Raw genomic sequence first — 8,050 nt, 5'->3', positions numbered from 1 at the left:
AGTGAGCTTTTGCTTCCTTTTCTATTTCACTTAAAACTTAGATGCCATATTTTTCACGATAAGCCTGCATATTTGCCAATGCTTCTTTCTCGCCTTTTGCATCCAAATAATCCATTAAATCTTTCATTGTGATTAAAGCATGCACAGGGATTTCGAGTTCTTTTTGTACTTCCTGAATCGCAGAAAGCTCACCTTGACCACGCTCTTGACGATCTAACGCCACTAATACCCCTGCAATCGTTGCACCAGCATTTTTTAAGATAGTCACAACTTCACGAATCGCAGTCCCCGCAGTGATCACATCATCAATGATCCAGACTTTTTGACCTGCAACCGATGCACCAACCAACACCCCTCCTTCACCATGATCTTTGGCTTCTTTACGGTTAAAACCCCAAGGAACGCTCTTGCCATGTACTTGAGACAACGCAACCGCAGTTGCTGCTACAAAAGGAATGCCTTTGTATGCAGGACCAAAAATCACACCGACATTGTCACACTGAACCAATTTATCTGCATAGCCTTGTGCTAAAAGAGAGAGTGCTTCACCATCATTTAACAAACCTGCGTTAAAGAAATAAGGACTGACACGACCTGATTTTAAGGTAAACTCACCAAATTTAAGCACACCACGTGATAATGCGAGTTCAATAAAAGCTTGCGGATTAAATGACACAGGCGTTGTCATAAGGTGCTCCAAATTCATCAATTGAGGTTAAACATACGCATGATACCAAAGGATAGCTATCCAAGTGATGTAAAAATTCTTCGAGTCGTCTCAATTAACGTAAATGGGCTACGTTCATCAGTAACCAAAGGTCTACTCGAATGGTTAGAACAGTCCGATGCGGATGTCGTATGTATGCAAGAAAGCCGCATCACCCATGAACAATGGACTGATAAATTCAAACCTGAGGGTTGGTATACGCACTTATTTCCAGCTGAACGTGCAGGCTATGCAGGTACAGCAATTTATAGTCGTTTGCCGTTTATTACGGTCAAAAATGGACTTGGCTTTGAACTTGCTGACTCGCAAGGGCGTTTTATCACGGCGGAGTTTGATTTAGGACTGTCACATCCTGTTCATATTGCTTCTCTATACTTACCATCAGGTTCAAGTGGTGAAGATGCACAAGCACGTAAAGATTTATTTTTACTAGAATACGCCAAGATTTTAAAACAATGGCGAGATGAAAATAAATCGATCATCGTGTGTGGTGACTATAATATCGTGCATAAACGTATTGATATTAAAAACTGGTCTGGCAATCAAAAATCATCAGGCTGCTTACCACATGAACGTGCATGGCTTGATCATATTTATGATGATTTAGGCTATGTGGATACTTTCCGTGAAGTCCGCCAAGAAGCAGAATTATATTCATGGTGGTCAAATCGCGGTCAAGCACGTGCGAAAAATGTCGGTTGGCGCATCGACTATCAAGCTTGCTCTCCAGACTGGAAAGCTCGTACAGCTAATGCATGGGTCTATAAAGAACAATGGTTTAGCGACCATGCCCCTGTGATTATCGACTACAAAATAAACGAATAAGTGAACAAGTGTTCACTTTGACCGCTTCTTTAGCTTACATATCGTGTCGTTTTTTGTGTATTTTTATTTATCCCCTGTAACGGCATTATAGCACCACGGCACAGGGAAGCGGTCAGGATGACCAGAAGGGATAGGACGCCGTAGGAAGATAAAATAAACTTAGTTTAAGTTTATTTGCAAGGATGAGACATTGGACGTTGAAATGAGACCCGCATGATCAGGATGATTAGATGCGGGTTTTCTCTTTTTTAGATATTCGATTTTTTTCTTGACGCTGTCTTTAGCTTTTATGCTCAATATATAAGAACAATTTAATCAATCGCCCATCTTTTAAAAATCTCTCAATCAACTTTATAAACAATATCGATTGGCAACTGAGTCAGTTTTTACGTTAGGCTTTCGAATAAATCTTTTAATCAATCTATATGGTTTTTCAGTATGTTTAAAATTTACGGTATTAAAAATTGCAATTCAATGAAAAAAGCTTTCGATGCTTTAACTGCCAAAGGAATTGCTTACGAATTTCATGATTATAAAAAACAAGGCATTGATGCTGAAACTTTAACAGTCTGGCTGAAAGAGATTGGCGCAGACAAAGTATTAAATAAAAAAGGCACCACATGGCGCAAACTCAGCGAAGCGGAACAAAATCATGCGACTAGTAACGAATCAAATCTGATTGAAACATTGATCGCACAACCGAGCTTGATTAAACGCCCAGTTTTACAAACTCCTCAAGGTTATGTGATCGGTTTTGATGAAGCAGCTTATGCAATTTTATCGGCTTAAAATAAGCAAACAATAAAAAAACCGAGTGGATTTACACTCGGTTTTTTATATCGAATTCAGTTTAGTTCGTACGAATCCAAGTTTGGTTACGACCTAATGCTGCAACGCCGATGTAGCCACGTAATTTAAGCTTTTTACCACCATCGATGATTTCAGCTTTCAATTTATAAGTTTTACCATTTTTAGGATCAATGATAGAACCACCATCATAATTTGTACCGCCTGCATTTTTAAGACCGTGAACAATTGTCACGCCTTTAAGCGGTTTATTTTTAAAAGTACCTTCACATTTAGTGCAGGCATTTTCCTGACCAGCCACTAAATATTTTTGAATTGATGCATTGAGCGTGCCGTCTTTTTGCTCTGTAAACTTCACAATCGCTTTAGGTTGTTTAGTTTCATCATCAATGGTTTGCCATACTGAGCCATTTAATGCATCTGCAGCATTGGCAAAAGTTGTTAAACCGAGCAATCCAAATGCTAAAGCAATTTTCTTCATTTTTGTAATATCCTTAAGGGGTCTTTTCAAGATTAAGAGTATTGAGAATTTCTATCAATATTGCAATTCTTGATTATGACTATTGGGTATAGCCTGACCAACAACAAAACATTGCAGTAATGACAGCGCAAGGCACACGAGTCAAAATTCTCTTAGTTATATACTGACCTAACAATATGGAAAAATTATGAAATTTGGTACTGTTTGGAAATATTATTTTACTGAATCGTTACTAAAAGCGACTATTCGCACACCCAGTCAGTTTAATTTAGCACCGAATGCGTTACGACCTGTTTTAGATCAACTTTGTCGCTTGTTTCCTCAGAATCCAACAGTACAAATTCGACCACTACGTTTAGCGGGTGTTCGCGGTGAAGAAATCAAAGCTCAAGCTTCTGCAACCCAACTGATCTTTCATATTCATGGGGGAGCCTTTTTCTTAGGTAGCCTAAACACACATCGTGCATTAATGACTGACATCTCAGCTCGTACTCAAATGCAGGTGATCCATGTAGATTATCCACTCGCACCTGAACATCCATTCCCAGAGGCGATTGATGCAATTTTTGATGTATACCAAGCACTACTGGTACAAGGAATTAAACCCAAAGATATTATTGTCTCTGGTGACTCCTGTGGGGCTAACCTTGCATTGGCGCTTTGCTTACGCTTAAAGCAACAGCCTGAACTGATGCCAAGTGGTATGATTTTAATGTCACCATATTTAGATCTGACACTCACCAGTGAATCATTACGTTTCAATCAGAAGCATGATGCTTTACTTTCGATTGAAGCTTTACAAGCAGGAATCAATCATTATTTGAAGGATGGGATTCAAGCGGATGATCCTCGCGTATCTCCTTTATTTGATGATCTAAAAGGTTTACCGCCAACGTTGGTTCAAGTCGGCTCTAAGGAAATCCTATTGGATGATTCAAAACGCTTTAGAGAAAAGGCGGAAAAAGCCAATGTCAAAGTGAACTTCAAACTTTACACAGGTATGTGGCATAACTTCCAAATGTTTAATGCATGGTTCCCTGAAGCAAAACAAGCACTAGCGGATATTGCTGAGTTTGCTCATTCCTTAGATCGAAATTAACTCATTTTCTCCAAATGAAAAAAATGGTCAGCTATGGCTGACCATTGTCATTCTTAATTTATTTTTGTCATAATAGTTAAAATTTGATCGATTATTTAGATAACCAAGCCTTTTTCCAAAAAATTTTCCCTAGCGATTTAACATTAAAAACCGAGAGCTAGACTTTTTTCTCAATCTAAAGATGCTATTGTAATTTCAATAATCGTTTTTCAATTTTTTTGATGACAAATTTACACTTATAACCGTTCTTAGGAATCTCATTGCATAAAGGATGCATGTCAATCATGAAGGTTCACTTTAAGAGTTTAGCAAAACGTGAAAAATGGAATTTCTCACAACTTTGGGAGCATGAACCGCTTATCAATTGGGACATGCTGAAAAAAAGTATTTTGTTGCTAATACTCACTGCACTGATGAGCTTGTTTGGAATTTTGTGGGACAGTTTTGTCTTGCTGAATCCTAGTACATGGCAATGGGTGAATTTACCACTCGTTCGCTCAAAACTACTCACCAACTTGATCATGCTGATCGTTTTTCTCAGCTTGATTATTGCTTGTTATTTTTACAAAGATCGAGTGTGGGTTCAGGAAATTATTCCTATTTTGAGTGTACAGATTGTTACGGTATTGCTTTGCCATACAGGCTATCTGATCGGCAGTTTTAGCCCTGCGACCATGGTGACATACGCTAGTGTAGTCGGTGTCGGTCTCATCTTGTTTGATCGTCGTATGATCTACTGCGCATTGATTCCCGCGACTATTGCTCTGCTCTTTTGTAATTTCCTCAGTATGTATGGCATCCTTCAGTATGCGCCAATATTTAATCCTGAGATCTTAAATCAAGCGGAAATGCACCCTTTCTGGGTTGGCAGTATGTTCTTCTTCCTGCTCCCAATTCTATTGGCTTGTTTGTATTTGTTTGAAATTTTACTGCAACAATGGCGTACTCGTGAAACTGCCATTCAAGCTCTGAGCCGCCTCGATCCTTTAACCAATGTCATGAATCGTAGAAGCATTAGTAATCAGCTAGAGAAGCTCAATCAACAAGCCGATCAGTTGTATTCTGTGATTTTGCTCGACCTTGATCATTTCAAAAATATTAATGATCACTTTGGACATAGTTTAGGGGACGAAGTATTAGTAAATGTCGCGAAATGCTTAACTGAAAATCTACGTGATCAAGACATGATTGGTCGCTTTGGGGGCGAGGAATTTATTATTTTGCTTCCCAACACCAGTACAACACAAGCAAAAAGTATTGCTGAACGTTGTCGAATTGCGATTTCACAATTAAGTTTTATTTCTGAAGATCATCAAGAATTTTCGGTTAGTGCTAGTTTTGGAATTAGCAGCTCACAAAATGCCAGTGAGTCACACTTAATTATTAGTCAAGCTGACCAAGCATTGTATGCAGTCAAAGCAAATGGACGTAACCAAGTCAAAGTATTTAGTGAGCTGGTGGGTTGATCAATAAAAGAGGGAAATTCCCTCTTTTACTTTTTGTCTATTTCTTTAAATATTCATCTCGAGTCTGACGATATGGCTCATCAAATGGTACAAACATTTGCTCTTGTTTTGCTTCCGCAATCCACTGTTGAACCGATGGTAAAGACAAAATCTTGTCTATATAGCTTTTGCCTGATGCTGAAATAGGTAAGTCAAAACATTCAAAACGCATCACCACTGGTGCATAAAATGCATCGGCAATACTAAACTCACCACACAAAAACTGATCTTCGCTTGGTCGCTCTGACCAAATTTGATCAATACGTGCGACTTCATTACGCAGTTGCTCATGCTCAGCCCAAAGCTGTTTTCCTATATGTGATAAATCCGCTTCAACATTCATCGGACAAAGATTGCGTAAATTCTGAAAACCACTATGCATTTCTGCACTAATACAACGTGCGCGGGCACGTAACTTTTTATCTTGAGGTAATAAATTTTTATCAGGATGTTGTTCAGCAATATATTCTGCAATCGCTAGACTATCCCAAACAATAATATCCTCATCAACTAAAGCAGGTACTTTTCCTGTTGGATTAAGTTTTAAAATTTCAGTTTTGAACTGGCTATCTGGCTCAAAACTATCAAACTGAATCCAATGTTCTTGAAATGCAATACCCGCCTGTTTTAACAAAATCCACGGACGCATCGACCATGTGGAGTAATTTTTATTTCCGATGAACAGTTGATAACTCATAATGATTTCTCTTTTAATGCAGCGAGTTGTTGTATTAGTTCAGATTTCTGGAATGCACCCGTCAAACGTAAAGCACGTATTTCTTTCTTTTGTTGATCTAAGAATAAATAAGTTGGCGGACCTAATATGTCCCATTGATTGAGTAAGTTCTGATGCGATAGATCATACTGACTGAGGTCAAGCTTGATCAAATAATAAGGCGCCAAAGCATGTTGGACCTCTGAGTCTTTTAAAATCCGATGCTCAATCGGTTGGCATGCTACACACCAGTCTGCATACACATCAACCACGATCATTTGATCTTTCGGCGCAGTTGCAAGAAGTTGTTCAAACTCATCTGCTGTTCGTGCAATATGCCAAGTAGCAAGTTGATCAGCTTGTTGCGTTGTCAAATTCTGTACATGTTGATATTGATTAAATGCCAAAAAAGGAACAACAACCAATAACAATAATGCGTATAGCCATTTTAATTGGCTCGTCTTCACAAAGAGTCGATACGCTGCAAAAACAATAAATCCAAGACCTAATAATAGACTGAGAATCTGCATCGCCAATTCAGGCAAAAGTGGTCGAATAAAGTACAAACTGAGCGCTAACATCAAAAAGGCAAAAATCACCTTGATTTGATGCATCCATTCTCCCGCTTTAGGAAGTGCTTTTGCACCAAGTACACTCGCCAAAAGCAAAGGTATACCCATCCCAAATCCGAGCGTAAACAAGAGTAATGCACCTTGCCATTGACTTTGGGTCTGTGAAATAAACAGTAGCGTTCCAGCAAGTGGAGCAGTCATACATGGACCAACCAACAAAGCTGAAATCATCCCCATCACACTTGCGCCAATTAAGGTGCCACCTTGTTGCACCGATTGCATTCGATCAAGATGATTGACCCATTTTTGTGGTAGTTTAATTTCAAATAAACCAAATAAATTGAGTGCGAAAACCACAAACAATAAACTAAAGGCAATTAATGTTGCTGGCTGTTGAAGCCACCGTTGAAAGTTCAACCCTGCAGCTGATGCGATTAATCCCAGTACCGCATATACCATCGCCATGCTGATCACAAAGGTCAATGCAATCATCCATGCTTTAACACCTTTATGTTCACGCACGATCAATGATGTCAAAATAGGCAACATCGGCAATGAACATGGCGTGAATGCCAGTAAAATCCCTAATCCTAAGAATAAAGCCAAACTATAAGCTAAAGAATGTTGTTCTAATGTGCTCGACCATTTCTGATCTTGGGCCATAACAGTATTGTTGCTGTCAGCTGTTGATTGATCTTGTGGCGTTTCACTTAATACTGAGTTATTTGTATTCGCTGCCTGAGCAGATCGAGCAACATCTAAAAAACGCTTTTGAGAGTTTGCAGTGGTATTTTGCATACTCACTAAACCATCAATATCGGTTTGAAAGTCAATCGTTTGAGGTGGGTAACAAATTCGATCTTTGGCACAACCCTGCCATGTGACACGGTAGTGCTGCGATGCTAGTGTCGGAATATTGAATTCAACTTGCTGATAATAAACTTGACTATGACCATAGTTTTCATCATATTGCTCAACGGCTTTGGGCAAATCCAACGCAACAGCTTGATTGCCTTGCTGAACTTCAAATTTATGTTGATATAAATAATAGTTTGGCTGAATTTCCCAACGTAATCGTGCTTGATCGGTTTGCGTCGATTCAACTGAAAATGTAAATGCCTCTTCAGGGCTTAATAATGGTGCTGCTGAATTTTCTTGGGCGTAGGTTAAAGACCCACATAACAGCAATAATGTACCCAAAAAGTATTGGATCAGCGAGACACTAGCCTCACCCCGAACATGCATTTTCATATCATCTCTCTATGTTCTCTCAAATGCCCGATTTCTTGAATGGCAGTTCAACATAGAGCATTTGAGAG

General features: G+C 39.0%; 8 protein-coding genes. 4 read left to right on the top strand and 4 right to left on the bottom strand.

The window, feature by feature from the left end; genetic code table 11:
• Nucleotides 1-37 precede the first annotated feature (37 nt).
• Nucleotides 38-688 carry an orotate phosphoribosyltransferase gene (pyrE, locus tag IRT38_RS03765; protein WP_004951249.1) on the bottom strand — a complete coding sequence of 217 codons (651 nt, stop codon included), beginning with the start codon at nt 686-688 and terminating at the stop codon, nt 38-40.
• A gap of 39 nt (nt 689-727) precedes the next feature.
• Here pyrE and IRT38_RS03760 point away from each other — a divergent pair, with 39 nt between their 5' ends.
• On the top strand, nt 728-1,552 hold the full coding sequence (locus tag IRT38_RS03760) for an exodeoxyribonuclease III (RefSeq protein WP_004909961.1): 825 nt from the start codon (nt 728-730) through the stop codon (nt 1,550-1,552).
• A 438-nt stretch (nt 1,553-1,990) separates the two neighbouring features.
• Complete coding sequence (locus IRT38_RS03755) at nt 1,991-2,341, top strand: arsenate reductase (protein WP_099947877.1); 351 nt, start codon at nt 1,991-1,993, stop codon at nt 2,339-2,341.
• A gap of 61 nt (nt 2,342-2,402) precedes the next feature.
• On the opposite strand, the gene IRT38_RS03750 is transcribed toward IRT38_RS03755, so the two are convergent.
• Nucleotides 2,403-2,840 carry a DUF2147 domain-containing protein gene (locus IRT38_RS03750; protein ID WP_004909965.1) on the bottom strand — a complete coding sequence of 146 codons (438 nt, stop codon included), beginning with the start codon at nt 2,838-2,840 and terminating at the stop codon, nt 2,403-2,405.
• Between the two features lie 187 nt (nt 2,841-3,027).
• Between IRT38_RS03750 and IRT38_RS03745 the strand changes: the two genes are divergently transcribed.
• Nucleotides 3,028-3,939 (top strand): alpha/beta hydrolase, encoded by a 912-nt coding sequence (locus tag IRT38_RS03745; protein ID WP_004909966.1) that lies wholly within the window; start codon nt 3,028-3,030, stop codon nt 3,937-3,939.
• A 284-nt stretch (nt 3,940-4,223) separates the two neighbouring features.
• Entirely contained in the window at nt 4,224-5,405 is a 1,182-nt protein-coding gene (locus tag IRT38_RS03740) for a GGDEF domain-containing protein (RefSeq protein WP_151816773.1), read from the top strand.
• A gap of 37 nt (nt 5,406-5,442) precedes the next feature.
• On the opposite strand, the gene IRT38_RS03735 is transcribed toward IRT38_RS03740, so the two are convergent.
• Both IRT38_RS03735 and dsbD read right to left on the bottom strand, forming a co-directional pair.
• Nucleotides 5,443-6,141 carry a glutathione S-transferase family protein gene (locus IRT38_RS03735; protein WP_039047788.1) on the bottom strand — a complete coding sequence of 233 codons (699 nt, stop codon included), beginning with the start codon at nt 6,139-6,141 and terminating at the stop codon, nt 5,443-5,445.
• A complete protein-coding gene (gene dsbD / locus IRT38_RS03730) occupies nt 6,138-7,982 on the bottom strand; it encodes a protein-disulfide reductase DsbD (RefSeq protein WP_194596981.1) in 1,845 nt (614 codons plus the stop codon). The genes IRT38_RS03735 and dsbD overlap by 4 nt, the downstream gene beginning before the upstream one ends.
• Nucleotides 7,983-8,050: the final 68 nt, after the last annotated feature.

Source organism: Acinetobacter sp. SK-43, assembly GCF_015351505.1.
In the GTDB taxonomy this organism is placed as follows: domain Bacteria; phylum Pseudomonadota; class Gammaproteobacteria; order Pseudomonadales; family Moraxellaceae; genus Acinetobacter; species Acinetobacter junii.
Note: the sequence above shows the minus strand (reverse complement) of the source record. Positions and strands in the feature narration are given on the sequence as shown.

Excerpts from the sequence above, each read along its gene's own strand:
- pyrE (WP_004951249.1), bottom strand. The coding sequence starts at position 688 with ATGACAACGCCTGTGTCATTTAATCCGCAAGCTTTTATTGAACTCGCA.
- IRT38_RS03760 (WP_004909961.1), top strand. The coding sequence starts at position 728 with ATGATACCAAAGGATAGCTATCCAAGTGATGTAAAAATTCTTCGAGTC.
- IRT38_RS03755 (WP_099947877.1), top strand. The coding sequence starts at position 1,991 with ATGTTTAAAATTTACGGTATTAAAAATTGCAATTCAATGAAAAAAGCT.
- IRT38_RS03750 (WP_004909965.1), bottom strand. The coding sequence starts at position 2,840 with ATGAAGAAAATTGCTTTAGCATTTGGATTGCTCGGTTTAACAACTTTT.
- IRT38_RS03745 (WP_004909966.1), top strand. The coding sequence starts at position 3,028 with ATGAAATTTGGTACTGTTTGGAAATATTATTTTACTGAATCGTTACTA.
- IRT38_RS03740 (WP_151816773.1), top strand. The coding sequence starts at position 4,224 with ATGAAGGTTCACTTTAAGAGTTTAGCAAAACGTGAAAAATGGAATTTC.
- IRT38_RS03735 (WP_039047788.1), bottom strand. The coding sequence starts at position 6,141 with ATGAGTTATCAACTGTTCATCGGAAATAAAAATTACTCCACATGGTCG.
- dsbD (WP_194596981.1), bottom strand. The coding sequence starts at position 7,982 with ATGAAAATGCATGTTCGGGGTGAGGCTAGTGTCTCGCTGATCCAATAC.